The following is a 24763-nucleotide window of genomic DNA, read 5'->3' as shown; positions in this document are numbered from 1 at the left end:
TATTCAAAGGATAAAGTGATATCAACTCAGTGCTTTGCTCAAATGAGAGTCTTTAGTTCCATACTAAAAATGGTAAATTTAAAGAATGCTGGTAGTACGCATATGCATCATTAAGATCTTTTGGTGGAGGATTTCTAAGCAATTCAGTACGTGGATATTTTACATCAGCTACTTGAGTGAGCCTACTTGGGCCTAAGGCCCACTGAATTTTCTGTTGAGAGTTACGCCAAACATATAGCTCTTGGATGAGCCCAATTCGAGTAAAAGGATTGCTCATATCACTAATAAAATCCCCCATGGAATAGGCGATTAATCCTTTATGCCTAGAAGATTGCACGAGTTCAAAAGGTTGTAGTACATGTGGATGACTCCCTATGATTAGGTCTGCGCCATCTTGAATTAATTGAGAAGCAATACTTTGAATTAAGGGATCAGGATAGAGTTCATATTCAAACCCCCAATGTAGAAATAAGATTTTAAAGTCGACTTTGGCTTGCTTCATTTCATAAAGTGTATTGATTAATTGACCTAACTCCACTTTATTTTTATCAAGGGGTGCGATTCCTGGTAAATAGCAAACAGGGGTAGTATTTTGAGAAAATTGAGGATTAACTCCCCAAGTAGCAGTTGCTACACCGAAGCGAATTCCTTTGATTGAGTACGTGATAAACTTTTGCTTATCTGTCCCATGAGCTTGGATATTTCTTGATTTTAGCTCTTCCAGGGTTTCTTGTGCGCCTAAATCGCCACGATCAAGAACATGGTTATTGGCCAAAGATAAAAAGTCAAATACAGGCTTTCCATTCCAAGTTAGTGCATTTAGATAGGTATTAGGAACATTAAATTGCGACAATGTATTGCGGAATTTCGAAATGGTACTGGATGATGAAACAGGGGTTTCTAGATTACCTAAAACAAAATCCATTTGCGCTAGACGATTTAAAATTTGGGGTGCGATAAATTGCTTATCGTAATTTGGAATCGCCATTAAATCACCAACAAAACCAACACGAACAAATGTTTCTTCAGGAGAAGGTTGAGGTAATTTGGCTAATAATTTTTTTTGATGAGCAAAAAATGCTGTTTGACCAGGGAATGGATTTAAAACCATAAGAGTCGCTTTTTTTTGGTAATCAAAGAAATGTAGAAAGTATTTTAAAACGCCTTTTCCTTCAGCACGCCATTGTGCCCAGGATGGTCGCTCAGTGAGTGCAAGCTCGGGAGTATTTTGGGAAGGCGTAGGAATTGTATGAAGGCGATAATAAACGGTAAAAAAAATAAGTAGAACAATTAGTATGAGCATGCTTTTTTTCATATAGTTATCTTTAAATGAATGAAACACAATTAATGATGCATAATTATAAACTTAATAAACAAATTCATTGAATGATATTTATTTAATGACAATATTATTAGTTCTATCTTATGATGGCTTATATGTCTGGATTTATCGTTTGAAAAGGAGCATCAATGACCATTTACATGTTTCCAGGACAAGGTTCACAAACAAAAGGTATGGGGATTGAATTATTTTCTTATTTTCCTGAACAAATAAAGCAAGCTGATGAAATCTTAGGTTATTCTGTCAAAGAGTTATGCTTAGATGATCCACAACAGCAATTAAACAATACCAAATATACTCAACCTGCTTTATATATTGTTGAAGCTTTATCTTTTTTGGCTCGTATTTCTGAAGAACCACTACCAAATTATTTAATAGGGCATAGTTTAGGCGAATATGCTGCGTTATTTGCTGCCGGTGCTTTTGATTTTGAGACTGGATTGAAACTTGTGAAAAAGCGTGGCGAATTGATGGCTAAAGCAAGTGGGGGAGGGATGCTTGCAGTGATTAATTTAGCTGAAGACCGAATTAAATCATTGCTGCAAACCAATGGACTGGATTCTATAGATTTTGCTAATTTTAACTCACCGAAACAAATTGTTCTTTCAGGGCCAGCACCAGATATAGCCAAGGCAAATGAGATACTCGCCCAAGAGGCTTTAATGTGTGTGCCATTAAAGGTGAGTGGAGCATTTCATTCGCGATATATGCAATCTGCTGCCGATGAGTTTAAACAATTTGTAGAAGCTTTTCAGTTTTCGCCCCTACAAATTGAAGTGATTGCAAATATTACTGCAGAACCTTATATTAATGAGAGTGTCAAAGAAAATTTAGTGAAACAAATGACGCATCCAGTTCTTTGGACTGACACCATTCGCTATTTAAAAAATCAAGGTGAGAGTATTTTTATAGAGGTCGGGCCAGGAAATGTCCTTACTCGTTTGAACGCACAGATTTAATAAATGGAATAAAACTGTTGTGTGGAAAGGCAGAACCATGTTTTTTAGCTAAATTAATCGTTTTCCGCTTTTGAACAACCAGGTCTATTTTCTGTAATTTGCTTGTGAAGATGGGCCTATAACTCTTGAGCAAAAAAATATAAAAAATTCATCGCTCTCCCATCGCCCCTCTAAATATCATCTACAATTAAATTTGTAGTCTCATTTATAGAGAGGGGGAGGGGGTATGGCGATTAGATTAAAACATGAAAATGGGAAGTTGGAGTCAATAGAACTTATGCAAGTACAACATCATTTGGCTCTTCCTCATCTGAATAAGTACTTACAATCAAAAGGAAAAAGACGTTGTAAATTTATAAAAAAAATTAGTATTGATCATTCCAATTTAAATGGTAAAGATTATGACGCGTTACATGATATTCTGAAGTTAGCCTCCAAAGTCAATGAAATTTCATTTAATGCTAATCATATTGATACAAACGATATTCGTTATTTATTTGATTCCTTACCCCGTAGAAAACTAAATACAATTAAATTTATTGATAATTGGATAGGTGACAAAATACCCTCTGATTTTTTCTCCTGTTTAAAAAAGAAGAAGTTATCGGTTTTAGATTTATCACTAAATTGGCTTCGTGATTCTGGGGTACAGCGTTTATTAGAATCGATAAACTCAAATACTGAATTAAAAGAACTCGTGTTAAGTTGTAATGATTTTGGTTTAGATGGAATGAAGGCATTGCGTCATTTTGTATCCAAACACCCTTCATTAGAAGTTCTGGATATATCCTATAATAATTTGAATGAGGCATGTGCCATAGAAATTGCAAATATGATTAAGGAGTCTCTCTCTTTAACCCATCTGAATATTAAAAGTAATAAACTGCATGATGAAGGAGTGTATCTTATTACTAATGCATTAAAATCGAATACTCATCTTAAGCATGTTGATTTATCAGATAATGAAATTTCTGAGGCAGGTTTGTCTAAGCTCTTACGTGATACAGAGGCTCATGATACACTTAGGCGCTTGATATTAAAGCCTAATCATCTTGTTTCTTCAGCACTCTAGGTGAATAGACCAATCATCGATAAGAATAGTGTAATTGCTCCCATTTCTTGTTAGATGGGGGCATGATTACGTGTTACTAATGGAGCCTTATGCATGGGTAATGGTGCTTTTCACCTTTTGAAAGAACGTAAATTCTTGCCTTTTTTTCTGACTCAATTTTTTGGTGCCTTTAATGATAATGCTTTTAAGTTAGCAATGCTTACTTTAATTAGTTACCATCTCACTCATAATCAAGTGCAATCTGAGTTCTACCAAGCAATAGCAGGTGCTTTGTTTATAATCCCTTTTTTTCTTCTTTCAGCGACCTCAGGACAATTGGCCGATAAATATGACAAAGCGCTGTTAACACGTGTCATTAAAATTCTAGAGTTATTTTTAATGATTATCGGAAGTTTTGCCCTTTATTGGGGAAGTATTTTTTTGATGATGACTACTTTAACGGGGCTTGGAGTTCATTCAACTTTTTTTGGGCCAATAAAGTATGCTATTTTGCCTGATCATTTACCTAAAAAGGAGTTATTGGGAGCAACAGGTCTAGTTGATGCGAGTACTTTTATAGCTATTTTATTGGGTACTACCATAGGGACTTTATCTATAGGAATCCATAGTCCTAAACCTTATATAGCTGTGTTTTTAACCATAATTGTTGCGCTGGCGGGCCTCACTTCCAGTTTGTTTATACCTAAAGCCCCTTCAAAGTCGGTAAGTATTGAAGTAGATAAACAGATTTGGCGTGTGACTTATAAGATGCTGAAACAGGCCACTGAACATACTGGCATTTTAGTCGCAATGTTGATTTTATCTTGGTTTTGGTTACTAGGGACAGTAATCCTCACCAAGCTTCCTGATTATACAAACTATGTATTAGGAGCTAATAATGCTGTTTTTGCAATATTTCTTGCTTTGTTTTCCATAGGCATTGCTTGTGGTTCCTTGACTGTTAATTGTATTTTTAAAGGACAAATACATCTTACTATTGTGCCTTGGTCAATGTTTGCTTTTACTTGCTTTACAATGGATCTTTATTGGGCTACACCTCATTTAAATGAACCGAAAGATGTATTTTCTCTAGTTAATTTTTTTACTTACTTTGCTCATTGGCGCATTGCATTTGATTTATTTATGTTGGCTTTTAGTGCGGGTCTTTTTATTGTTCCTTTATATACCTATTTACAAGTGAAAAGTCCCCCGGAATCAAGGGCTCAAGTGATTGCAACAAATAATATCTACAATGCACTATTTATGGTTGCTGGAGCATTGATGGTTATTGTTTTATTACATTTTTCAGCGGCGATCCCACAGATTTTTTTAATTTTGAGTTTATTAAATGCTTTTGCGGCATTGTTAGCAAGAATTTACTTGAAAAAGGTTGTGTTACTCATAAATCACGAATTAAGGGAAAGTAAGTAATAAAAATAGTAGAAATATAGGGTCTATTGGCAATTCGTCGTCCAAGACCCTAATGACGTCAACAAATGGATCGTTAATCTACTTATTTGCAGTTGTAGCTCTGAGTCATCGTTATACTAACCAATTGCGTTGGGGTAAAAAATCAGTATAAAGTTTTGCCTCCGCACTATTGGCTTCGGGATGCCAATTGTATTCCCACGTTACTTCGGGAGGTAATGACATGAGAATAGATTCTGTTCTGCCATTGGATTGCAAGCCAAATAATGTGCCACGGTCATAGACGAGATTAAATTCGACATAGCGCCCGCGACGATACTTTTGAAACGTTTTTTCGCGTTCACCAAATGGATGAGTTTTACGACGAGTTACTATAGGAGCATAAGCCTCAATATAGTGATTTCCTATACTTTTCATTAATGAAAAGCTGTGCTCAAAACTTATTTCATTGTAGTCGTCAAAAAACAGGCCACCAATTCCTCGTGCTTCATTCCGATGTTTAATGAAAAAATAATCGTCACACCATTGCTTAAATTTAGGGTAAATGGATTGGCCGAAAGGTTTGCAAGCTTGTAATGCAGTTTGATGCCAGTGTCTGCAATCATCTTCAAATCCATAATAAGGTGTCAAATCAAATCCTCCTCCAAACCACCAAACAGGATCCGCGTCTTCTTTTTCGGCAATAAAAAAACGTACGTTGGCGTGAGAGGTAGGAACATATGGGTTATCTGGATGGATCACGAGTGAAACACCAAGAGCGTTAAAATTTCTACCGGCTAATTCTGGGCGATGGGCACTCGCGGATGCTGGAAGATGCGCTCCTAAAACATGAGAAAAATTAACCCCTGCTTTTTCAAAAACCAATCCTTGGGATAAAACACGTGAAATACCACCGCCGCCGGCAGAACGTTGCCAGGTATCTTCCATAAATTGGGCCTGTCCGTCTAAATTTTCAAGCCTTGAGCAAATTGTATTTTGCAGCTGTAATAGATAAGTTTTTACCTGCTCTATGGCATTTTCAGGCAGAGCATTGTTCTTTAACATAGATAGCACCCCCAATTAATAGCAACTAATTTTCTCACTTATTTGAAGTTGGCACAACGTTTGCTTTTTATAATTCATGTAACGTGCATTAAAGTTAAGTGAATAAGGAGGAATTAGAATGACAGATAATTCATTTAATGAAACGGATACAGTTGGTTTTTCTTTTGAACAAATTGATTCTCCGCTGAAGAAAAATTTGGGAGAACAGGATTTTTTACATTTAATGGCGGAACAAATTGAGAGTCAAGATATGATACAGCGGCAAGTTAATCATGAATTTTTGTCTCAACTGGCGCAATTTGCCACCCATAATGGGTGTATAGAAATGCAAGAATCATGGCAACAGATGTCAACATCATTACAATCAAATCAAGCATTACAAGCTTCGGCTTTAGTTGGACGTAAGGTTTTGGTGGAGAGTGAAATTTTTCCCTTAGGGGCAGAAATTTCCGTAAGAGTTGCGCTTGATTTTTCTTCTGATTTCAACATGTTGCGTGCTTCTATTTATGCGGAATCAGAAGAGAGGGTAAGAACCATTGTTTTAGGCAAACCAAAGCCTGGTTTTTTACAGTTCAGTTGGGATGGTATTGGCTATGATGGCAAAAAAGTTAAAGAAGGAAGATATAGGATTGAAGTGCATGCTATTTCTGAAGATAAAGAAATCGCATTGAAAACCACGATATTAGCTAATGTTAACAGTGTCAGCCTTGGGCAATATGGAGAGGGATTAACATTGAATGTTGCAGGAATTGGGCCAATATCATTAAATCAGGTCAGACAAATATCGGTTTAAGACCATAAAAATAAATTGAAGAAATAGTCACTCAGTTACACTTTTGTAGCAGGAAATATTTCTAACCAAAAATTAGCGACATCTATTCGTCTTGTTATCCAGATGTCTTTATGTTGTACTAAATGATTTAAGAAATTCTTTAACATCAGGCACCGATCAGGTTTTCCGCTAAGACGAGGATGCAAACCTACAGTCATAATTGCAGGCCTTTTTTCTTGATAAAGATAGTTAAATGTATTCATTAACCGAATATAAAACTCCTGTGCACTCGAAAAACCCGGAGTGGTTGTGAATCTGAAGTCATTACAATCAAGAGAGTAGGGGATTATCAGATGATTATTAATATAGTAGGGTAATTCATCTGCATAACTATCTGAGTCATAAAGGAAACCACCGATCTCAAGTAATAATTGCCGCGTGTGTTCGCTTCGTCTACCCGTATACCACCCTTTAGGCTTTTTTCTTGTTAATTGCTCCAGGGTTTCAATGCACATAAGGATGTGTTCTTTTTCTATTTTTTTAGAAACATTGGCATAATTTATCCAACGCCATCCATGGCCAGCCACATCATGATGTTGCCGTGCCAAATAGTTTGCCAATAGCGGGTTAAGGGTTAATGCATATCCCGTCACAAAAAAAGTTAGTGGTACTTGATAAGCGTCAAACAAACGAAGAAGACGCCACAAGCCCACACGACTCCCATATTCATAAAATGATTCCATACTCAGATTTCGTTGGCCTTTAGCTTTGGGGCTGAATGGAAAATCTGCTCCGCTTGTTTCAGCTTGTACATCATTATTGATTGGGCTTAACTCAGAGCCTTCTTCATAGTTAATGACAAAATTAATCGCCACTTTTGCTTTGTTTGGCCAAAAAAATCCTTTCCTTCTGGCCCATAACCTATTAAATCACGCATTGATTATCCCAATTCAAAAGTAGTTATGCCATAAATTCCTTGAGTAGAAAGTTTAGGCTCATCTTTTAAATACATTCTTGCTGTTGCGAATACCTTAGACATCTTTAGTTTTTGTACTAAATCAACCGCAAAGGGATTATTTTCAGGAATATCTAAATAGATTGTTTCATCTTGGGCAAATTCAGATAATTGATCCAATAATTTTTCAGCAATATAAGGTGAGTCTGCAAAAAGTGGGCCTATTTTATAACCTTTAAAACATTTTCTAATCACTCCATAACCTTTTAATTGTTTTTCTTGAACATAGCCCAGTGCTAAGGCTGTATTTTGTTGAATCCATGCTCTAAGGAATTGAGGCCTTGGTGCTGGAAAGAAATGACGATCATAGTCGGTGAGCTGAGCAAAGGGTACTGTTTGTAAGTTTATTATTGATGGTTCATGTATTGGGGGGGGGAATTTGTGCTCTAAGGCATATCGTGCATTATAATGCGCAAATTTATAACCAATACGCGCATAATTGTCGATCATATCCAGTACTCCATCGAGTCCAGCATTGCGATCACCGATATAAGCAAGCCGAGCTTGGGTTAACTGTATTCCATATCCTTGTGAGCGATAATTTTTGTCTACAATGTAAAAACCACAAAATGCAAAGTAATCGTCATAATTTACTGCTGATCCAACTGCAATGGTTTGACCATTTAATTTACCTGCAAAAAAACCATGGGGATCTGCGCGATAAAAACATTCTGCATCATTTAATCCCGGATTCCAACCTTCTTGGCGTGCCCATTCCACTGCGTTTGAAATTTCATCGCGCGTCATTCGTGCTATTTGATAGTCGTCCATAGTTATTTAAATAAATTAGCTTATTTATTAAATTTAATATTAAGGGAGGACTAAAGCAAATAAGACGGTTCCTATTTTTATGAAACAAATGAGTAACTTATCAATCAGTATGACAAGAGATGTTAAAGCGTGGAAAAATATATTTTCAAATGCAGCTGCACAAGTCATAAATGATTTTAACTAATTGAAAATTATAAATTATTAAATGATTTTATATGTTGTATAAATAAAATTAATTGTAGTTAATACTAATTGAGTGATTGAATTGAGCAAGTTTTGACTATAAAAAATTTCATGTATTTTTCAACTGAGAGTAAAAATCTACATCCCCAGGCTCGCTTAATTCCATATGTGATATGGTCTGAAATGTTTAAAAGTGATTCTTCTATTCCTGATTTGATATCTCCTGGATGAGTATGCCCTATGAGGATCTTAAAAATGAATTAACTCCTATGTCGGCTAAAAAGAAAGATAAAGCCTGGATAGCCATAGCATGCAGTCATCCTGAAATGGAAAACCAAAAGCTTATTGAAATCGGCGAGAAGTTAGGACTTAATGCATCAGAAATGCTCAATTTCGTAGTGATGCTGGGTGATAGTCCAAAGCATTTGGCGTTATTAGAACACCTTTTTCGTCAAGAAGATTATTCGGATTGGTTTTTCAAGCACTCCTCTTTAAGAATTCAAAGAGCGATCCAATGTGGGCATCTGAACACTTTAATGTATCTTGCAGGAACCTTTAACTCTTATAAAAACATTTTTAGAGGACTTATTGACTCTTTTGCAAATGTTCGTTTGGGCCTTAAAGACTATTTAATGGGTATTATTCAATCTATGATGCCCTCTAGCCGAGTGTACCGTGTAATTGCTGAATATGATTTTGCTGTCTTTAGATATGCGGCAAGATACGGCAACCTTGATTTTCTAAAATACCAGGTAAAGCAGTTATCTGGTAAGCTGCAAGATGTGATTACCGCAGAGGAATTCGGTGCTTTTCTAGATGCTGCAAAAAATGGCCATCTTGATGTTCTTCTATACCTTGAAGAAAAAGCGCCTGATAGATTGCAAGATATGATTGCAGTAGATAATTTTAATGCTTTTAAATGGGCTGCTTCCTATAGAGAGCATTCAATGATTCATTATTTATTAAATAATCCTAAAACTTTTGCTTATGATGAAACGTCCCATCATAGGGTTTTTGAATGTTATATAGAGCCATTTGTAGTTCAAAAAATGACTGCTCTTCGGATTCAACAACAGCAAGCAAAAATTAATAACATAGATATAATTTTTGATGTGATCGATCCTAATGAAGCGAAGCTCCTATTTTATATAGCGCGTAATCTCATTCGCAGAAATGATCAGGGGCTTAGTGATGATCTATGCTTTTTACTCGATATCCCTGCGGTAAAAGCGCTAGCTCATGACGAAGTGACGCCGGATCAATCTAATGAACTGCTGTGCTTAGCTTTATTTGTCGCAATACCTTCAATTTATAAATAGGTTGCAGTGCATTTAGAATGTTACAATTAGAACGACTCAGTACTAAACTGAACACTCATTCAACTAATGTCCATTTTTTTCTAGATAATATCAATGAAGTTTATATAAACTTAAATGTTGTCCGAGATTAGGCATTACTTCCCACTAAGCTAAAATGGGAAGTTATTTTGGTCACGTTCCTTAGGCATGATGTGGCTCATTAATAATTCGTGCTCGTTTCTAAACATACCCCATTAATATGGCCTGTTAAATTGTATTTTTTAGTAATGCGTCATTGAGCAAGTGGTATTAAATACTTAAAATTGCTGTATGATGTTAATTTTAAAAATGTAAGGAAACATGATGAATTTTAATATTCGGAATATCTTAGGTCCGTTATTTCTGATTCTTGTATGCCCTGTTTTTGTGATGCTCATGTGGTATACCAATACCGAGCTCGAAGGATCTTTGTTGGCATTATGGAATTTGATGCTCCAAAATGGGTTTTTACAATCGATTTATTCAATATGGCAACCTTATTTTTGGGGTTCAGCAATCGCTTGGAAAATTATTGCCACATTTATTGTATTTGAATTGGCGTTAATGAGATTACTCCCAGGAAAAATATTTCATGGACCGATTTCTCCTAAAGGAAATGTGCCTGTTTACAAAGATAATGGTCTTTTTGCATTTATAGTAACTATGGCAACATTTTGTATTGCTTCCTTGGGTTTTAATGTATTTTCGGCTTCCCTTCTCTATGATAATCTTGGGGCTCTTTTGGGCGCACTGAATATATTGAGTCTTATATTTTGTGTTTTTTTGTATCTAAAGGGACGTTTTTTTCCTTCCTCTACTGATTCGGGTATTACCAAAAATATTTTGTTTGATTACTATTGGGGCACGGAGCTCTATCCGCAAGTGTTTGGGTGGCATATTAAGAAATTCATTACCTGTCGTTTTGGAATGATGAGCTGGGGTCTATTTTTGATTTCTTATTGTGCAAAACAAGCAGAATTAGGCGTTTTATCAAACTCCATGCTTATTTCTGTTTTCCTGCAATTTGTTTATTTAAGCAAATTTTACATGTGGGAAAAGGGCTATTTGCGTTCGTTAGATATGATGCATGATCGGGCTGGTTTTTATATTTGTTGGGGATGCATGGTATGGGTACCTTGTGTTTATACTTCGCCAAGCATGTATCTTGTTCTTCATCCTATTCATCTACCTTTTGTTTGGGCGATCCTCATTTTATTCTTGGGTTTTGCATCCATTATGATCAATTATCTTGCGGACAGACAAAGATTGATGGCTAGAGCAACCCAAGGCGATTGTACTATATGGGGCAAAAAACCCGTTACTGTATTAGCTCATTATAAAACTACAGAGGGCGACAAAAAACAAACTATATTGCTTGCTTCGGGATGGTGGGGTGTTGCTAGACATTTTCATTACATTCCAGAACTTGCCGGAACATTTTTTTGGTCTGTGCCAGCTTTATTTGAAAATTTCTCACCGTATTTTTATCTGAGCTTTTTAACAGTGCTCTTATTTGATAGAGCTTTTCGTGATGATAAACGCTGTGCAACTAAATATGGTCAGGATTGGAAGAAATACTGTGAGCTTGTGCCATATAAGATTGTTCCTTTTCTAATTTAATCTAGAAACGTATGCTCGATGATCTGGTGGTTATTTTAAAATCAAATAACCGCCAGATGGGATTAAACTATTGTAACTTATTTGTCTGTGATTCGATTTTCAATAGTTCTTTTAATTTTTGCCCCACTGCCTCATCTTCTAATAATGGGTTTAATGCATTTCCAAGGTATCCAGTAGTTAATATTGCAATATCTTGCTCATCTAATTCTGATGTGTTGTCGGTTTCAAAATTATCAAATAATTTATTTAGGGCATCGAGTTTTTGAGTTTTGGTATATCCTGACAAACCTATATATGAGCCCATATAGTTAAAAAAAGTTCCGACTTTTCCATAATAATATTCACTTGTTCTATTTTCGGTAGTCTCTATATAAGATTTTAACCCCTCTTTTACTTTTGCAAGCATTTCGAGCTTAGGGTTAATTATCTCGATAACTTTAGGAATATCTTTTTCAACGGTAATCACTTCATCTTTTAAGTCGATAATCGGCTCCTCTTTAACTGTTACCGTTTCTAAAATGGAGTCCTCTGTAGTTTTTATATCTTTTTCAGCATCTAATTGGTGTTGAACCAAACGTGCTTTTTTTTGCAATTCATTTATTTTCTCGGGTAATGTAACTGAAGCCAATTTGATTAAGCTCACAATAGGATGTTCGGGATCAATAAAAATTCTGAATTGATTTGCATTTTTCATTAATTCGGAATTCTCAAGCTCGGCCAATGCGCTTTCTTTTTCTTCTCGAAGATTACTAAGAAGGGCTTGGTCAAGCAGAATAGATAAATCTTTTGCTTCTTGTTCGAGTTCACGTAATTTATGCATAGTTTTTTCCAAATTTGAAGGGTAATAAAAATAGATATCATCATAATATAAAAATATTAAGCCTATATTAAGTAAGTTAAAGCATAAGCGTTTCACTTATACCTTAAGTGCTTCACTAGACTAACAATTTCTTAATTTGATTTTTGATTAATTATTGTACAATTTATTAAAGTAATAACGAGGAATGGATAATGTCAATAATTATCATTTACACCGATTTTGATGGTACCATAACTGAAAAGCCTGGGGGAAATACTGTATTGACAGAATTTTATCAGTCACTTTTACAAGGGTATAAAAAAGGTGTAAGACAAGATTATAAAAACACTCCAATGAAAGAACTAAGTGAGGTTCAGTCTATATTTGAAACTAAGTTTGGAAAATATAACGAAAATTTTAATTACAAGCAAAAAGATATTGATTTTCTTATGAGCCCAAATGCAGTCAAATTTTTTCATGAGATCTTAATAAATCATGAAATTGCAGTAAATATTGTGACTAAAAATCGAATTGGATATATTAAAGCAATTTTTAAATATCAGGGATTTTCCGACAAAGAAATTAATAAATTAATCATTTTTGATTCTGGACGTAAATTTGCTGATGTTGATTTTCAACTTGATCGCCAAAAAAATAAAGCAAACCGTATTTATATTCTTGACGACAGTGAAGCGGATTATATAGAGATGCTTCGTGCTGTAAAAAATCACGGTTATAATGAGAAAGAAATCCGAGGATACAAAAAGAATCCCGGACAATTTGAATGGCTTCAATATCTTAGAGATATTAAAGAAATTACCCCTTGTTTCGTGAATCATGAGAAAACCGTCGGAATGGGTGATGTTACGGACCATTTTCTGCCAATTAATAAGCCAAATTTATCTTCTGATTATTATATCCTAAAAATGATGACTATCTGGGCTGCTATAGGATTTACAGCTGGTTTAGGAATAGGATTTAATTTGGCTGAAACAGGAATACTCTCTTCTTTTAATGGAAGTAGATTTGGTGCTTTAGCGGTAGGTGCTCTAATTGCCGTTGGATGTGGGGTTTTATCAAGTGTTATTGGATTTGACATTGCCAAAGGAATTGACTCTAAGTCAGATGAAAATAAGATCAAATCTTTTATTGTTCGTGGAGATAGCTATGAACTTATGCGAGAGCCAGAGAGGGCATTAAAGCGGAATATTCACAATGCGTCTTCTGTAGATGGACTACCAGTTTCAGATAAGAATAATGTCGTTCGACATCAAGATAAAACGGAACTACTCAGCAAAACATGTACCTAAATTGAATTTCTTATGTGAGACATGCATATGATAATCGGTTTTAATAGTTCATAGCTATTGGAGTTCTCAAATTAAGTGTTGGGTGTAGAAAAGAGCATAATTAATTGTCAACAAAGCTTATATTTGTTGTTAAAATTGGATCTTACGCCATTGTCAAAGTATGATTTGGGACATTCCCTACTCAATACACAATAAAAGGATAGAGGAAATGAACAACTTGCCGAATTGCCCTAAATGTAATTCTGAATACAGTTATGAAGATGGTGATGTATTTATTTGTCCTGAATGTATGCATGAATGGCCAAAAGATATTGGTGAACGCAATGAAGAGTCTGTGCGAATTATCAAAGATGCCAATGGAAATATTCTGCAAGATGGTGATACAGTGACGGTTATTAAAGACTTAAAAATAAAAGGTTCCTCTCAGGTTGTAAAGGTGGGCACCAAAGTAAAAAATATCCGGTTAGTTGATGGGGATCACGATATTGATTGCAAAATCGATGGTATTGGGGCAATGAAATTAAAATCTCAATTTGTTAAAAAGATTTAATTCCGGTCTTGGGTAAGCCGCACGACCTCGATTGTGGGGGGGAAGTTCATGGAAATGAGCTTCAGGGGGGCAAAATGCTCAGCTCCGTTGCTTAGGTCCTATCCTATGCTCACGAGAATTGAGCGCTTCCAAGTATTAAGAATAAGAGATCACAACTTAAGACTAGCAATCAATCTATTTTTGAATGGTTCTATAAGATTGCAGCATAAACTGCCCCAACCCCTTGGGCTTTTTATTCTCTATTATTTTTGTGGCCGTTTTATTCATAGCAGGTTACATATTATGGGCGGAAAGATGAGTTTTCCTGTGGGTTTAGCTCTAAGGAGTTTTCCGCGAGCAATTGTTGCATTGCTTCTATTCCTTTTACGTTTAATAGATGTGTGAATGTATGTGTCCATCCCGAAGAACATTTTTTTAAACTCATATTATAGTCACTCATATATTCGTTCAGTGTCGCATTAATTTGTGTATATAACTGTGTGAGCGAGTTATTCCATTTCATTACATCTTCTTTATTGGGAATATCGCGTGTAAGTTTGATATTTATATAAGGATTCGCTTGTGATGGATTATAATTTTTTACCGCCTCATCAAAAGCGTGCTTGTATGCAGAAAAGCAAGGCTTTGCAGTCATTAGATTTTGATTGCTGTGATTATCAAATCGTCTTAATTGAAACATTTGTACTCCAATAGTCTTGAATAGATTGCAATTTAATCATTAGATTAAAAAGCAGGCAATAGTACATAATCGCTTAAGAGGTTCTCATGGTTTTGTCCAGTACATCGTTTAGTTGATTGGTATTTCTTAGACATGCAACCAGTATGCTAATTGTCTAATCCCAGAGTGTAACTCTTCTTCATATCCACCAAAGGATAATCGTACATAACCTTCATTTCCAAATGCAGTTCCTGGAACAATAGCAACATTTGCTTCCTCTAGTGCGTGTTGACAAAACTCTTCTGAGTTTGGATTTCTAACCCCTAAGTCATTTAAGGAAAGATAAATATAAAGCGATGAAAGAGGCGGTGTTATTGTCAGTCCAAAATATTGATCTAAGGCCTGGATCATACAATCTCTTCTTTTTTGCATGCATTGTTGAACCCAGAGACCCACATTAGTTTCCTTCAATACCGCAACGGCAGCCCATTGACTAAGTGTAGTGACGCCACTCGTACTTTGGCTCATTAATGCAGTTAAAGGCTGAATTATGGTTTTGGGAGCGAATACAAAGCCAACTCGCCAACCGGTCATGGAGAAGTTTTTTGAACAACTTTGAATAACAATAATTCGATCTTTAAACTGAGAAAATGAACCACAAGATACATAGGCATGCCCATCATAAATGAGGCCGCTATATACTTCATCTGCGATCACTAAAAGATCTTGTTCATGAGCAACTTGCAGGAGTGCAGCTAATTCAGATTTTGTATACAATGCACCGGTTGGATTGGCTGCATTATTAAGAATAAGTATTTTGCTTTTAGAGCTGCAGGCATTTTTAAGTGCCCGAGGGGTTAATTTCCATCCTTCGATTTCCTTGGTTTCGACGATTATAGGAGTGCCTCCAAACAGGTGGGTGATTTGTGGATATGAAACCCAATAAGGAGAGGGGATGATGACTTCATCATTGTTTTGCATTAATAATTGCATCAGTAAATAAATTCCAAACTTTCCACCGTTAACCACCAGGCAGTTTTCACTTGTGAATGAGCAATCGTAAAATTTATTCATCCACTTAGAAGCAAGATAGCGTAATTCTGTTATTCCTGATACCGGGGGATAAAGAGTTAGCCCTTGTTCTAAAGCTTGTGTGACTGCGGTGGTTATTATTGGATGGGGCAGTAGTTTGGGTTCGCCAGCACTGAGATTAGAAATTTTCAGACCCGCGTTTATTTTTTGTTGGGCCAGTGAGTTAATAGCAACAGTGGCTGAATCTTTCAATGGAAATTGTTTAGAATATTTCATTGTTTTTGCACCTTTTTCGAGTTTGCAATAATTATTTTGAACAAGCGCGTGACAAATTCCTGTTTTAAGTGGTACTGATTTGACAACTCTTCGTAATACAGAAACAATTTTTTTTCACGTTGGTGATCTACTACTTTTTTACCTGCTTTTGATTTGATTTCTCCTATTTGTTTTGCCAATTCTTGACGTTGCGCTAATTTTTCAATGATATAAGCATCTGTTTGTTCAATTTGTTTTCTTAATTCTTCAAGCGTAGACATAGAATGCTCCTTATTTTTGGGCAGTGGTTTTATCGCTATGTTTTTTGACTAAAATAAATGCAGTGCGATTAGGGGAACTGTCTTGAATATTTTTCGCTTTTATTTCTAGATCATAGAGTTGTGCGCAACGTTCTGGAGCAATTACAGCGGAAGATGCAGGTAAGACCCCTTTTGCTAAATCTTTTGCAGCTTTTGCTGTATCAATCCATTCCATTTGCGCTGTATTTTTAAATTGCTTCTTTAAAAACTGCTGGCATTGGGCAAGTCCTTGTGGATGGGATACGATATGCTTGATTTGACTTAGAGCAGTATCTCTTTTAACCAGTAGGCATTGATTGATTTCATGCCAAAATTCATCAATTGGTGTAAACAAATGTTTTCCCATGGCAAGAAAGGCTGGTTTTACTAATCCACCTAAAAGATTGACTACTGGGATGATGCCTAGATCGATGACTCCATCTTCAATAGCATTGAGTACTCCTTCCATATCCAGTAAATAAGCAAAGATAGAGTCGAGTCCTTTCTTTTTAGAATAAAGAAAGGCTGCCTCTTCAGAAAAAGAACCAACATCACCAGCAATACCAAATAATAAAGCCATTATTGCACCTCTCTTTTATTGTTCATTTCTAATGCCTTCAATTCTGCTAACTCTAAAAGAAAAGATTCTGTTTGTTCCCAACTTAAGCAAGGATCAGTAATGGACAAACCATTTAAATCCAGTTTATTAGGATTAATGGGATCGACCTTTTGGTTTCCTTCTTTCAGATAACTTTCTACCATGAAGCCTTTTACCAACCTTTTTAAATCGGGTCTATTTTGGATACTTTCGATGATGGATAATGCAATTGATGGCTGGAGTTGATGATTTTTTTTGCCATTAACCAGACAGTTATCATGGCTAACATCAATAACTACAGAAGGATTAATGATTTGATGCCTTTCCATTTGCTGTTTTACTTCTTCAAGATGAGCAATGGAATAATTAGGTGCATGGTTGGAACCACGTAAAACCAGGTGGGCATGATGATTTCCATGCGTTTGAACTTCATAGCCATCAAAGACCGCTACATGCGGATATTGCGATGCAATGATGCTATTTATTCCTACTGTCAGTGAACCGTGGGTAGGATTTTTTAACCCAACTGCGCAGTCTAGAGCGGAAGCAAAAATACGGTGCTCCTGATCTTCTGAGCTACGAGCACCAATAGCGACCCATGATAAAAGCTCAAGAAAACCTTTGGCATTGTGTGTGAACAAAGCCTCATCAGCGATAGGAAGTCCCATCTCAATAACTTTAATCATCATATCCCGTGTGTATTTTATTCCTGAGGCAATATCTGGTGCTAAAAATAAGTTGGGTTGATTCACAGGACCTGTCCAACCCTTGGTTGTACGAGGCTTTTGGATGTAAACGCGCATAATTATTTTTAATGCGTGTTTTACTTTATGGTTTAATTGCACTAATCGCCTGGCATACTCTAAAACAGCTTTCTTTGGCCAAGCAGAGCAGGGGCCAACTATCATTAAGAGACGAGTATCTCGGCCTTCCAAAATTGCTTTAATTTCATTTCGATCTTGGGAAATTTGTTGGTTAGCAGAGTGAGATAAGGGTAATTCTTGGATAATTTGTTCTACTGGTGGTAGTTTTTTTAAAATTGAATAACTCATTTTTGCCTCCTGGAACAAGAAGCAATTAGGGGGAGCTCGAGGGGATGACGAGTTAGTGAGGGATGATGCATGGTTGACACTCCTTTTGGTTTCATCCAACTCCCTTACTTTTATCAGTCTGGGATTCGGATGCCAAAGTCCCCCAGACTAAGCTGGGGGTTGGAGCGTTAGTTAACTCTACCTACCACCCAGCCGCGGGCTAAAAAAGCTAAAATAAAAAAAGCCAGCAAAGATTTGTATTAAATCTGCTTTTTTATTTAACTTGATGGTTTCAGTAGAATGGAACATGAATAGTATAAAAAAATAACTGTATATTTAAATTACACTATTGGAATAACATTTGTCAATATACTTCCGGTTGTTTATTTTTTAGCCAATAGTAAATTCTTTGGTGGTAACGCGGTGTTCAATATGATTAAAATAAGTTCTTTTTTGCCGTGTACTTTGATATGGCTTTATTTGCAACAGAGAGTTAAATTAATGAATATTTTCTTGTCCTTTATGAGGTTATGAGTACTAATCAAGCTCTTAGAAAAGATCAGTTAAATAACAAAATCACTTACTCCACAATACCCAAATTATTACATTAAGACCTAATGTAATTTTAATCCAAAACAAAAGGTAAATTATCATGCAAGATATGCTTAATATTTCTGGTGGTGAAAAAATAATGAGCTGTACCAAGAATATCTCGAATTCTCTCGAAAGAAATTTCCTAATCATGCCCACATTTTAGCAAATATATCAGTTTTTTTATCCGATGCATCACTCGTCGCAAAGTCTTGGCAAAACTTGGAGCAAGAAGTCAAGTTTTTGTGGGATTTAGAGAACTCCAATGGAAATGGGTTACAACCGCTAGAGCTTAGGAAACCGAAGCAGTATTGCAGTTTTATGGATCTTTTATGGCCTAGTCCGGACGAAGGGCTAACTACAAATAAAACCAATAATCTGCTAAGCAAGGTTTTGCTTTATAAAGAACAAAAGCATGGAGTCAATTTAAATGAAACTCAAACTCAAACACCAGTGCCTAGTTTTATTGGATTTATCAGCAAACACTAAGCGGATGAAGTTTTAGAAAGAAATGGATTATGGAGTGAAGAAAATAAAATATCACCCTTATTTTTTCATGGCAAAGAAACCCATCGTTTACAATTTAATTTAATTATTAGTGCCGTGGAGCAAGGTATTCTTGATATAGGTGAATTAACCATTCTTGAATTAAAAACTATTTTTGCAAAAATCAAAAATTCTGAAACAAATCTCCCTGCCTGGGAGTTAATGATTGATACCGTCGCTGTTGGAAACAATGCTAAAATGAGAAATGACCATCCTTTACTCAAAAGACATATACCAACCTCGATTACCAATGCAACTGAACATAATTCACCCTATATCCATGCAATGGATCCCTATTTTTTTCATTCCTACTTAATGACTGTAGCATGTACTAATTACCCTTACCTTGCACAATGTATTATTGAAAAATTTTGTAAATCTGCTTTTAAATTAAATAAAATTGAAACCTCGTTAGGATATGAGAACACTTCAGATGGTTATCCTAATATAGAAGAAATACCACAATCCAAGCGCTCAGTAATGCATACCTTAGAAAGACAAACATCTACTTATAATAAGGTTGCAAAACATATTGTAAATAGCGAACACATTTTGCAATAACAACAAGCTAAAGAAAAAGAAGAGCAGGGTGGTGAAGTAAACAATCCTATAAAATTACCACTTCGTAATGGAGAAGCCAAAAGCAATGGTTATATTTTTGGAGATACTGTTGGAATTGTTTTTTATAAAAAACCATACAGTGGCTGGCAAGAATATAAAAAACAGAGAGAACAACAACCCGATAATTTGTCCATAGAAAGAAAGAGCATCTAATTTATAAGCAAGTGTACCTAACCCCCATATAAAGTATTTTTAGTTAGTTATTCCCATTATTTTGTGGGACTGAGAGTCGTCAGCATTTACCTTATCTTTTGTTATGAGGGAAACACCGACATTAAGGTTTAGAGCGAGTATTTCTCGAACCTCTGGCTAATGGTTTTTTATGGGGCTTAGCATAAGTTGAAGTCGTTTTTTTCTTTATCTGAGAATATTTTTGGGTTGTGGAAGAAATTGGGGTTTGGGGCACATTATGTTGGGGTTCAAAATCTTCGATTTCAACGCGATTTAATTTGTGTTGAATCAATTTTTCTATGGATTGCAATTGACTTATCTCATCGGCGCTTACTAGTGAAATTGCTAATCCTGTTGCACCAGCACGCCCGGTGCGACCGATACGATGAACGTAATCTTCTGCAACTTGGGGCAAATCAAAATTAACGACGCAGGGCAGTTGATCAATATCAATTCCTCGAGCGGCAATATCTGTAGCCACTAAAATATGCAATTCCCCAGATTTAAAATCATTTAAAGCCTTAGTACGTTGGGATTGAGATTTATTGCCATGGATCGCCGCAGCATGGATTTGTGCTTCAGCTAATTGCTTCACCAATTTATTTGCGCCATGCTTTGTCTTAGAAAATACCAAAGCCTGATCCCATTTGTTTCTATGAATCAGATGGCTAAGTAATGCTGCTTTGCGGCTTTTATCAACTGGATGCACTGTTTGTTTTATTTTAACTACAGTCGTATTCCGAGGTGTAACATCGATTTCTACGGGTTGATGGAGAATGGTTTTTACAAAACTACGGATTTCATCAGTAAATGTGGCTGAAAACATAAGGTTTTGTCGCTTTTTAGGCAGGTAATTAATAATTCGTCTCATGTCATGAATGAAGCCCATATCGAGCATTCTATCGGCTTCATCGAGCACCAAAGTGTCAACTTGATCAAATTGTATGGCGCGTTGTTGATATAAATCCAATAAACGTCCTGGTGTAGCAACCAGTATCTCCACTCCTGAACGTAGTTTCATCATTTGAGGATTAATTTTTACTCCCCCAAAAACTACTGCGGAGCGAATTGACAAATAACGTCCGTATTGGATGATATTTTCGTGTACTTGACTGGCTAATTCACGTGTTGGAGTTAAAATAAGTGTTCTTGTTCTATTGCTTGTTGCTCGAGGTTTTACACTGAGCATGTGCAAAATAGGTAACACGAAACTTGCAGTTTTTCCGGTTCCTGTTTGTGCTGAAGCAAGTACGTCTTTACCAGATAATACTGTTGGGATAGCTTGAGCTTGAATAGAGGATGGCTCTTTGTAGCCTAATTCATCAATAGATTGAAGTAAGGGCTCGATTAAACCTAAAGATTTAAAACTCATGCTGTTTCCTTTATTTGTTGGTATTTGTGAAATAAGACACTGGTGTTGATATTATTACGCAGTGTGCTTATTTCGTTGGCAATTATACCACGAATGGTAATAATTATTGCTACATTATGATTTTTAGTAAGCTTAACTTGTAAGTAGGCGTTAATTTTCGGTACTTTTCACCAATTATTTTGCGATTTATTCGTCTCAAATAATTAATTATCAAAATATTTGATATGACATATAAATAGAGTTGATTGGTTTTATTAAGTTCTCATGGGTTAAATGGCATGCATTGATAACTACGGCCTACTCCAATGCAATTTTTTAATGAATCCTAAAGAAATCAACATCCTGAAGCTCGTTTAATTCCACAAGTTATTTGGGATGAAATTTTTTATGATGAATTGTTTCCCGATTCTTTGATCCCATGGATGAACATGGCCTGTGAAGAGTTGCAGAAACAGTTATTCCTAATACCGGAGAAAGAAAAAGATAAGGCATGGATGGCTATAGCATGCAGCCATCCCGATATGGATAATCAACAGCTTATAAATATAGGTGAGAGGTTTGGGTTTATTGTATCGGATCTACTCAATCTGGCAGTTATGCTCGGCGATAGTGCAAAGCATTTGGCGTTGTTGAAACTACTTTCTCAAAATGAATTCTATACAGACAGTATTCTCCATGGCTCTTTAAGGTTTCAACGAGCAGCCCAATTGGGACATCTTAATGGGCTTAAATATTTCATAGAAATGATTCAATTCAAGGTCTCCCATAGGATGCTAAACGAGATGATTGCCAAAGACAATTTTTATGTCTTTCGTGCAGCGGCAGAGCATGGTCATCTTGGTGTTCTTAAATATTTAGTGGAAAAAGTCCTGGACAACAACTGCAAGAGATGATTGCAGCAATCAGTTTCTATGCTTTTCGTCAAGCGGTAACAAAAAAACATCTTTCTGTAGTTCTATATTTATTGAATTACCCTAACGTGTTTGCTTACGCTGAAATTCATCAACATGAATATGACGAACAGTATGTACGGTCATTTATTTTTGAAAAACTCACTGATCTTCGTACTGATGAACATACTTTTGCAACACGTTTCGAGCATTTTATCGATGAATTAGCTCATATACGCCGAGCGCATAATTGGGATCAAAGCAGACGCACAGACAATGGTAAGCTTGAACAATACGATGATCTCGAAGGGGACCGGCCCAGCTGTTTTTCCGGAGTAAAGCGTAGGTTGTTTCAATCAGTGTTTGGTCATCCATTGTTGAAGTTGGTCACAGAGGACGTCATTAAAGCGGAAATCAATGAGTTTCTTGTGACGCATTTCAAAAAAACAATTAATCCAAACAATTGCATTATCATTAAAAAAGCTTGGGATAAAGGCATTGAAGGAGAGCTCTTAAGCGAAGAAGATATGAAGGCAATACAAATCCTCAATGTCAGTTTAGATCAGCAGAAAGCCTTTAAAAACTATCTGTCCCCAAAATATGGTTTTTCTTTTGCCGTCAGCCTAAACTTCATTAATCTGGTAGATAAAACTTTTGAATTAACTTTAACGACTAGCTCTCATTTATTTAAGCATGGTAGCTTAATGGTGGAGTTTTTTAATAAGCTCCAAGCGACAAAAGAGGATGTTGGGCAAAGCTTATATCGATTTTTTGCAGTCAGTGCCTCTAATCTTCGAAACTCTGAAGCACCTTCCACTTCGATAATACCTAAAAGGTAATCTATTCCTCTCAATAGTAAAAAAACGAAATCATAATATTCTTTATTTTTTTCATTTATAGTAGTATATTCAAGCCAAAGAAGAGGCTTACTTTGGCTAATTGTTCATTGTATTACCTATACTTACAATGTTTTTCTAACCCTTAGTTTTAATGCATCACCTCAAATTTAACTTTATAGAGAATTACTGAATGAAAAAGATTATTACTGCTTTAATGATTTTATTAACTCTAGTTCAGAGTTCTTATGCTAATTCATCTGATTTTTCCCAAGAATTAATAAATCAACTGCTGGAACGACACATGAAAAATTTTTCAGGTTTTGAGCACCAGTATTTTGGTGATCAGATTAATCTTCGCTTTTATAATAGTAATTCTGATAAGTTGTTGCATTTGCCCAATGGTTTAATCCTTACTTATGGTCAAATCGTAATGTTAGCGGGGGATTTATTTGGTGATCCGCAACACCCAATTTCAATATGTATCATGGACAAACGCAAAGAATGTTTTAATCTTCAATTTTATGCTTTGGCAGGGGATAAAGACAAAAACAATTGCCAAACTCCTCGCATACAAGCAGAAAATCTTATTCAATTTCAGGAGCAAATTGCGCAACTTTTAGTGGATTGGCGAGCACAAGGAAAGTCTGATTCAGAGTTTTATAAGGAATATGGCTCAGCAATTAATAAAAAGCTAAATCGCTTGACTTGTGGTGGCAGTTTTATTAGTGATTATATTCCTTTTGGTAATTATTTAAAGCTTTCGGAAACTAATTTTGATCATTATCAGCCTGAGTCATTAATTGCTTATGAGGTGGGTCATCAAGTAGCTCTGGATACGGCACTGCTTGGCTATCAACAAAAGATTAAAGGCAATGTTGCTCATGCGCAGCAGTTATTGGAGTTAGCGTATGCTCAAAATGCTTTTGCAAATCATTACTTGAGTGATTCTTTTGCCTCTGGTCATATACGAACACCTCGCCTTGAAATAGAAAAACAAGTCTTCTTACCTTCTATTCTGAATTTATTGCTCGCGAATCTAATGCATGATGAAGATAATCGATTAGGGTTAAATGTTGTGAATCAGGAGAGCACTGTTTGGACGGCCTATGGTGATAACTATCTTTTTAAAGAAGAAGCTGAATTACAGCGTATTATATTATTGCAAGCCATGCAGCGCTCCGCAGATAGTATTTATGATACTTTTGAATCAGGTAATTTTCCTGAGCATTTTAATGAATTAAAGCTAGTACCACTATTTAAAGAGGTAGAGCAATTAAATCAGACTTCACCTTTATTTAAAATGGACAATGGTAACTTATTAAAGAGAAAAGACGGGCATGATCCTTATAATTTTGAGTGGACTGAAAATTGGTCTGGATTAATTACATTATTGGAATTGGAATGGTAGAAGGGGTACTCAATACTTTTAGGCTTCGAAGTTGAGAGAGGCCCAGATAACTTAATGGTTTGCATGAGAAAAAAGAGGCTTCACTTTGGCGCGGTTCGTTCGCGTAGTTGAAGAGCACCGCGCTAAAATACTTGATATCGAGATTAAAACCTGAGAGAACCAAACTAAATTTAAATATTTTTACTTGAAATAGAATAAACTCTCTATATGCGGTGATGTATGCGCATTCAACATACGATGCCTGGTGAATGATGATTAGAATGAATCATAG

At 35.8% G+C, this 24763-nt stretch carries 23 protein-coding genes and 1 pseudogene; 13 read left to right on the top strand and 11 right to left on the bottom strand.

Annotated features, from left to right (window positions below; genetic code table 11):
• Positions 1-52 precede the first annotated feature (52 nt).
• Entirely contained in the window at positions 53-1315 is a 1263-nt protein-coding gene (locus EL220_RS11765; RefSeq protein WP_027271661.1) for a CapA family protein, read from the bottom strand.
• Positions 1316-1470: 155 nt separating this feature from the next.
• Between EL220_RS11765 and fabD the strand changes: the two genes are divergently transcribed.
• The 3 genes from fabD (at position 1471) to EL220_RS11750 (ending at position 4783) form a co-directional block, all read left to right on the top strand.
• A complete protein-coding gene (gene fabD / locus EL220_RS11760; protein WP_027271662.1) occupies positions 1471-2301 on the top strand; it encodes an ACP S-malonyltransferase in 831 nt (276 codons plus the stop codon).
• A 226-nt stretch (positions 2302-2527) separates the two neighbouring features.
• Positions 2528-3373, top strand: coding sequence for a leucine-rich repeat domain-containing protein (locus EL220_RS11755; protein ID WP_027271663.1), 846 nt, complete (start codon positions 2528-2530; stop codon positions 3371-3373).
• A 93-nt stretch (positions 3374-3466) separates the two neighbouring features.
• Positions 3467-4783, top strand: a complete 1317-nt coding sequence (locus EL220_RS11750) for an MFS transporter (protein WP_027271664.1) — start codon at positions 3467-3469, stop codon at positions 4781-4783.
• Positions 4784-4894: 111 nt separating this feature from the next.
• Here the strand turns inward: EL220_RS11750 and hemF are convergent, their stop codons facing one another.
• On the bottom strand, positions 4895-5824 hold the full coding sequence (hemF, locus tag EL220_RS11745; protein WP_027271665.1) for an oxygen-dependent coproporphyrinogen oxidase: 930 nt from the start codon (positions 5822-5824) through the stop codon (positions 4895-4897).
• A gap of 118 nt (positions 5825-5942) precedes the next feature.
• On the opposite strand from hemF, the gene EL220_RS11740 reads away from it, so the two are divergent.
• Positions 5943-6617 (top strand): flagellar hook assembly protein FlgD, encoded by a 675-nt coding sequence (locus EL220_RS11740; RefSeq protein ID WP_027271666.1) that lies wholly within the window; start codon positions 5943-5945, stop codon positions 6615-6617.
• Positions 6618-6652: 35 nt separating this feature from the next.
• On the opposite strand, the pseudogene EL220_RS11735 reads toward EL220_RS11740, so the two are convergent.
• Together EL220_RS11735 and EL220_RS11730 are read right to left on the bottom strand one after the other, a co-directional pair.
• Positions 6653-7533: pseudogene (locus tag EL220_RS11735) on the bottom strand (polysaccharide deacetylase family protein).
• 3 nt (positions 7534-7536) lie between these two features.
• A complete protein-coding gene (locus EL220_RS11730) occupies positions 7537-8382 on the bottom strand; it encodes a GNAT family N-acetyltransferase (protein WP_027271668.1) in 846 nt (281 codons plus the stop codon).
• 416 nt (positions 8383-8798) lie between these two features.
• Here EL220_RS11730 and EL220_RS11725 point away from each other — a divergent pair, with 416 nt between their 5' ends.
• Together EL220_RS11725 and EL220_RS11720 are read left to right on the top strand one after the other, a co-directional pair.
• Complete coding sequence (locus EL220_RS11725) at positions 8799-9884, top strand: ankyrin repeat domain-containing protein (RefSeq protein ID WP_027271669.1); 1086 nt, start codon at positions 8799-8801, stop codon at positions 9882-9884.
• A gap of 342 nt (positions 9885-10226) precedes the next feature.
• Positions 10227-11522, top strand: a complete 1296-nt coding sequence (locus tag EL220_RS11720; protein ID WP_027271670.1) for a phosphatidylethanolamine N-methyltransferase family domain-containing protein — start codon at positions 10227-10229, stop codon at positions 11520-11522.
• A 67-nt stretch (positions 11523-11589) separates the two neighbouring features.
• Here EL220_RS11720 and ceg19 read toward each other — a convergent pair whose 3' ends face one another.
• On the bottom strand, positions 11590-12342 hold the full coding sequence (gene ceg19 / locus EL220_RS11715; protein WP_027271671.1) for a Dot/Icm T4SS effector Ceg19: 753 nt from the start codon (positions 12340-12342) through the stop codon (positions 11590-11592).
• Positions 12343-12533: 191 nt separating this feature from the next.
• On the opposite strand from ceg19, the gene EL220_RS11710 reads away from it, so the two are divergent.
• Positions 12534-13631: a hypothetical protein gene (locus tag EL220_RS11710; RefSeq protein WP_027271672.1), complete on the top strand. Its 1098-nt coding sequence runs from the start codon at positions 12534-12536 to the stop codon at positions 13629-13631.
• A 208-nt stretch (positions 13632-13839) separates the two neighbouring features.
• On the top strand, positions 13840-14181 hold the full coding sequence (locus EL220_RS11705; RefSeq protein ID WP_027271673.1) for a zinc ribbon domain-containing protein YjdM: 342 nt from the start codon (positions 13840-13842) through the stop codon (positions 14179-14181).
• 280 nt (positions 14182-14461) lie between these two features.
• Here the strand turns inward: EL220_RS11705 and EL220_RS11700 are convergent, their stop codons facing one another.
• The 5 genes from EL220_RS11700 to EL220_RS11680 all read right to left on the bottom strand — a co-directional run bounded on the left by EL220_RS11700 (position 14462) and on the right by EL220_RS11680 (position 18075).
• Positions 14462-14860: a hypothetical protein gene (locus EL220_RS11700; protein WP_027271674.1), complete on the bottom strand. Its 399-nt coding sequence runs from the start codon at positions 14858-14860 to the stop codon at positions 14462-14464.
• A gap of 126 nt (positions 14861-14986) precedes the next feature.
• Positions 14987-16147, bottom strand: a complete 1161-nt coding sequence (locus tag EL220_RS11695; RefSeq protein ID WP_027271675.1) for a pyridoxal phosphate-dependent aminotransferase — start codon at positions 16145-16147, stop codon at positions 14987-14989.
• Complete coding sequence (locus tag EL220_RS11690) at positions 16144-16407, bottom strand: chorismate mutase (RefSeq protein ID WP_027271676.1); 264 nt, start codon at positions 16405-16407, stop codon at positions 16144-16146. The genes EL220_RS11695 and EL220_RS11690 overlap by 4 nt, the downstream gene beginning before the upstream one ends.
• 10 nt (positions 16408-16417) lie before the next feature.
• Entirely contained in the window at positions 16418-17005 is a 588-nt protein-coding gene (locus EL220_RS11685; protein WP_027271677.1) for a prephenate dehydratase domain-containing protein, read from the bottom strand.
• The gene (locus EL220_RS11680; RefSeq protein WP_027271678.1) at positions 17005-18075 is read right to left on the bottom strand and encodes a 3-deoxy-7-phosphoheptulonate synthase; all 1071 of its coding nucleotides are present in this window, start codon (positions 18073-18075) and stop codon (positions 17005-17007) included. Before EL220_RS11680 ends, EL220_RS11685 begins: the two co-directional genes overlap by 1 nt.
• 813 nt (positions 18076-18888) lie before the next feature.
• On the opposite strand from EL220_RS11680, the gene EL220_RS11675 reads away from it, so the two are divergent.
• Together EL220_RS11675 and EL220_RS11670 are read left to right on the top strand one after the other, a co-directional pair.
• Complete coding sequence (locus tag EL220_RS11675) at positions 18889-19134, top strand: hypothetical protein (protein ID WP_128130905.1); 246 nt, start codon at positions 18889-18891, stop codon at positions 19132-19134.
• Positions 19135-19248: 114 nt separating this feature from the next.
• Positions 19249-19752: a hypothetical protein gene (locus EL220_RS11670; protein WP_027271679.1), complete on the top strand. Its 504-nt coding sequence runs from the start codon at positions 19249-19251 to the stop codon at positions 19750-19752.
• Positions 19753-20086: 334 nt separating this feature from the next.
• On the opposite strand, the gene EL220_RS11665 is transcribed toward EL220_RS11670, so the two are convergent.
• Entirely contained in the window at positions 20087-21355 is a 1269-nt protein-coding gene (locus EL220_RS11665) for a DEAD/DEAH box helicase (RefSeq protein WP_027271680.1), read from the bottom strand.
• A 428-nt stretch (positions 21356-21783) separates the two neighbouring features.
• Between EL220_RS11665 and EL220_RS19070 the strand changes: the two genes are divergently transcribed.
• The 3 genes from EL220_RS19070 to EL220_RS11655 all read left to right on the top strand — a co-directional run bounded on the left by EL220_RS19070 (position 21784) and on the right by EL220_RS11655 (position 24492).
• Positions 21784-22248: a hypothetical protein gene (locus EL220_RS19070; protein ID WP_027271681.1), complete on the top strand. Its 465-nt coding sequence runs from the start codon at positions 21784-21786 to the stop codon at positions 22246-22248.
• Positions 22245-23084 carry a hypothetical protein gene (locus tag EL220_RS19065; RefSeq protein ID WP_051544747.1) on the top strand — a complete coding sequence of 280 codons (840 nt, stop codon included), beginning with the start codon at positions 22245-22247 and terminating at the stop codon, positions 23082-23084. The genes EL220_RS19070 and EL220_RS19065 overlap by 4 nt, the downstream gene beginning before the upstream one ends.
• Positions 23085-23274: 190 nt before the next feature.
• The gene (locus EL220_RS11655; protein ID WP_027271682.1) at positions 23275-24492 is read left to right on the top strand and encodes a hypothetical protein; all 1218 of its coding nucleotides are present in this window, start codon (positions 23275-23277) and stop codon (positions 24490-24492) included.
• Positions 24493-24763 lie beyond the last annotated feature (271 nt).

This window comes from Legionella sainthelensi (assembly GCF_900637685.1).
Lineage (GTDB): Bacteria > Pseudomonadota > Gammaproteobacteria > Legionellales > Legionellaceae > Legionella > Legionella sainthelensi.
The sequence above is the reverse complement of the archived record's forward strand: the minus strand, read 5'-3'. Positions and strand labels throughout refer to the sequence as shown.

Excerpts from the sequence above, each read along its gene's own strand:
- EL220_RS11695 (WP_027271675.1), bottom strand. The coding sequence starts at position 16,147 with ATGAAATATTCTAAACAATTTCCATTGAAAGATTCAGCCACTGTTGCT.
- EL220_RS11655 (WP_027271682.1), top strand. The coding sequence starts at position 23,275 with ATGAAAAAGATTATTACTGCTTTAATGATTTTATTAACTCTAGTTCAG.
- EL220_RS11755 (WP_027271663.1), top strand. The coding sequence starts at position 2,528 with ATGGCGATTAGATTAAAACATGAAAATGGGAAGTTGGAGTCAATAGAA.
- EL220_RS11680 (WP_027271678.1), bottom strand. The coding sequence starts at position 18,075 with ATGAGTTATTCAATTTTAAAAAAACTACCACCAGTAGAACAAATTATC.
- EL220_RS11725 (WP_027271669.1), top strand. The coding sequence starts at position 8,799 with ATGCCCTATGAGGATCTTAAAAATGAATTAACTCCTATGTCGGCTAAA.
- EL220_RS11730 (WP_027271668.1), bottom strand. The coding sequence starts at position 8,382 with ATGGACGACTATCAAATAGCACGAATGACGCGCGATGAAATTTCAAAC.
- EL220_RS11710 (WP_027271672.1), top strand. The coding sequence starts at position 12,534 with ATGTCAATAATTATCATTTACACCGATTTTGATGGTACCATAACTGAA.
- EL220_RS19065 (WP_051544747.1), top strand. The coding sequence starts at position 22,245 with ATGATTGCAGCAATCAGTTTCTATGCTTTTCGTCAAGCGGTAACAAAA.
- fabD (WP_027271662.1), top strand. The coding sequence starts at position 1,471 with ATGACCATTTACATGTTTCCAGGACAAGGTTCACAAACAAAAGGTATG.
- EL220_RS11665 (WP_027271680.1), bottom strand. The coding sequence starts at position 21,355 with ATGAGTTTTAAATCTTTAGGTTTAATCGAGCCCTTACTTCAATCTATT.
- EL220_RS11740 (WP_027271666.1), top strand. The coding sequence starts at position 5,943 with ATGACAGATAATTCATTTAATGAAACGGATACAGTTGGTTTTTCTTTT.
- EL220_RS11750 (WP_027271664.1), top strand. The coding sequence starts at position 3,467 with ATGGGTAATGGTGCTTTTCACCTTTTGAAAGAACGTAAATTCTTGCCT.
- EL220_RS11690 (WP_027271676.1), bottom strand. The coding sequence starts at position 16,407 with ATGTCTACGCTTGAAGAATTAAGAAAACAAATTGAACAAACAGATGCT.
- EL220_RS11685 (WP_027271677.1), bottom strand. The coding sequence starts at position 17,005 with ATGGCTTTATTATTTGGTATTGCTGGTGATGTTGGTTCTTTTTCTGAA.
- EL220_RS11765 (WP_027271661.1), bottom strand. The coding sequence starts at position 1,315 with ATGAAAAAAAGCATGCTCATACTAATTGTTCTACTTATTTTTTTTACC.
- ceg19 (WP_027271671.1), bottom strand. The coding sequence starts at position 12,342 with ATGCATAAATTACGTGAACTCGAACAAGAAGCAAAAGATTTATCTATT.
- EL220_RS11705 (WP_027271673.1), top strand. The coding sequence starts at position 13,840 with ATGAACAACTTGCCGAATTGCCCTAAATGTAATTCTGAATACAGTTAT.
- EL220_RS11700 (WP_027271674.1), bottom strand. The coding sequence starts at position 14,860 with ATGTTTCAATTAAGACGATTTGATAATCACAGCAATCAAAATCTAATG.
- EL220_RS19070 (WP_027271681.1), top strand. The coding sequence starts at position 21,784 with ATGGCCTGTGAAGAGTTGCAGAAACAGTTATTCCTAATACCGGAGAAA.
- EL220_RS11720 (WP_027271670.1), top strand. The coding sequence starts at position 10,227 with ATGAATTTTAATATTCGGAATATCTTAGGTCCGTTATTTCTGATTCTT.
- hemF (WP_027271665.1), bottom strand. The coding sequence starts at position 5,824 with ATGTTAAAGAACAATGCTCTGCCTGAAAATGCCATAGAGCAGGTAAAA.